General features: G+C 34.3%; 2 protein-coding genes. Both read left to right on the top strand.

Annotated elements, in window-relative coordinates; all coding sequences use genetic code 11:
- Nucleotides 1-489: 489 nt before the first annotated feature.
- The gene (locus tag F607_RS0126640; RefSeq protein ID WP_027710418.1) at nucleotides 490-1,191 is read left to right on the top strand and encodes a S1 family peptidase; all 702 of its coding nucleotides are present in this window, start codon (nucleotides 490-492) and stop codon (nucleotides 1,189-1,191) included.
- A 266-nt stretch (nucleotides 1,192-1,457) separates the two neighbouring features.
- The gene (locus F607_RS0126635) at nucleotides 1,458-1,694 is read left to right on the top strand and encodes a type II toxin-antitoxin system Phd/YefM family antitoxin (protein ID WP_027710417.1); all 237 of its coding nucleotides are present in this window, start codon (nucleotides 1,458-1,460) and stop codon (nucleotides 1,692-1,694) included.
- The last annotated feature ends 160 nt before the right edge of the window (nucleotides 1,695-1,854 follow it).

Genomic DNA, 1,854 nt, shown 5'->3' with positions numbered 1-1,854 from the left:
CATTGGTACACATATAGTGGTCCATTATACATAGTATCTTGCTATTTAGTGTACTGGCTTATAGGTAGTCCATTTTAGGTATACCCTAAGTGCACTGCTTACCTTAGAATTTAACTCATTACTATTAAGTTGTGCATGTTAATATGAGTACATTTTAATATACAATAAATGTTGTATTTATTGACAACTGGAACAAAATGTGGTGTTATTTTTCTAGGCTCGATTTTTTGCGCCTAGACATAAGCCTAATATTAAAAATACTATTATTAATAGGCCCGCGCATACAACTTAGCATCTAAACTAATATAATATAATGCATAGCACTATAGCTTCTAATTAAGCTTTTATAAGTCATATAGAAGAAATATAACTCCGAACAAATAGCACACGAAGTTAGTCTGGCTGCCATGAAAGTTTTTCAGAAATAGTTAATTAATCATATTGATATTTTTTTAATGCTTCGATTATAACTTTGATTGGGGATTAATTATGGTTGATTTTGACGTTATTTTTAAGACAAATAAATTAGGTGATTTAGATGATTATATAAGCAATATCTGCTTAATCACTAAACAAAAAAAATGTGGTTGGTTCCATCAACATTCTGATGCTACTCAGAGAGATTTATCATGGATGAATAATTTTAACGTTCAAGCAAATTTTACTGAGTCTGGTACAGGACTTTTTGTGAGTCAAAATCAAATTATAACTGCAGCACATGTTTTTGAAGATGCAAAAAAGATTGATAAAAAAAATAAAGAATATATTAATATATACAATAATAATGTTCACTACGAGGGATACATTGAGGAAACTATTAATGATTTTTGTTTAATTAAAACTACTAAAAAAAATCAAATTAAGAATTCACCTCCTTTTAGAATAAATTGTACAAAAGCAAAGCAAATAATTAAACTCAATAAAAAAGTATATTGTATGGGTTATCCATACTCATCCAGGGACCTTAGATTTACTGAAGGAAAAATTCTTGAAAACTTTAGTGAAAATAATTTAACAGTTCAAACCACTCTACCGGCAGTTGTAGGTTTATCAGGATCTCCAGTATTTGCTTATGATGATAATAATATTTTATGGGTTATAGGTGTCATTTCTTTTGGCCCAGCAGAAGAAGCAACCATATTCAATAACCAAGATCAAACTAGATCACAGATCTCTCCAAGCTTAGTCTAACAAACTGCTGGTCCATTATAGGTGTACCCTAAATGGACCGCTAATCCCTCCTGTATCAGGTTAGTTACCGAGCTTGGTTTCTTGGGCTGCAATCTCTAGTACTTTAGTTGATGAAAATAGGCCATAACCTCTCATTTTTTGCTACTCCTCATGTTCAAACAGTTCTAGCAGATGCAAGGCGCTGTCAAGCTTCTAGCTTGCATAATGGCTTAACTTGACACATATAGACCAGTTTAATAGACTGGTTTATATTTTAAGGAGAATATATGCATAACGAAATTGGTTCGTATGAAGCAAAATCAAAGCTCCCAGAGTTATTACGCCGGGTAGAGTCTGGTGAATCCTTCACGATTACCAACCGGGGTAAAGTCATTGCCGATTTGGTGCCCGCTGATCATCAGAAACAGAAGGTGAAAAACGCCATCGCCAATATCAAGAAAATGAAACAACATGTGATGTCGGATGAGGTCTTAGATGAACTGAAAATGGATGGTCGTAAGTAGTGAGTGATTTTGTCTTAGATAACTCAGTCGCTATGCGCTGGCTTCTACAAACAGCCAAAGTCACAGACCAAGAGTACGCAATCAGTGTGCTTGAGACGATGGTGGAAAAGGCTGCCGTGGTTCCAAACCTGTGGCATCTGGAAGCGGTTAGTGTGTTACT

It is taken from the genome of Zooshikella ganghwensis DSM 15267 (assembly GCF_000428585.1).
Lineage (GTDB): Bacteria > Pseudomonadota > Gammaproteobacteria > Pseudomonadales > Zooshikellaceae > Zooshikella > Zooshikella ganghwensis.
Note: the sequence above shows the minus strand (reverse complement) of the source record. Positions and strands in the feature narration are given on the sequence as shown.

Bases quoted from the DNA above. Each gene is read 5' to 3' on its own strand.
- F607_RS0126635 (WP_027710417.1), top strand. From the start codon at position 1,458: ATGCATAACGAAATTGGTTCGTATGAAGCAAAATCAAAGCTCCCAGAG.
- F607_RS0126640 (WP_027710418.1), top strand. From the start codon at position 490: ATGGTTGATTTTGACGTTATTTTTAAGACAAATAAATTAGGTGATTTA.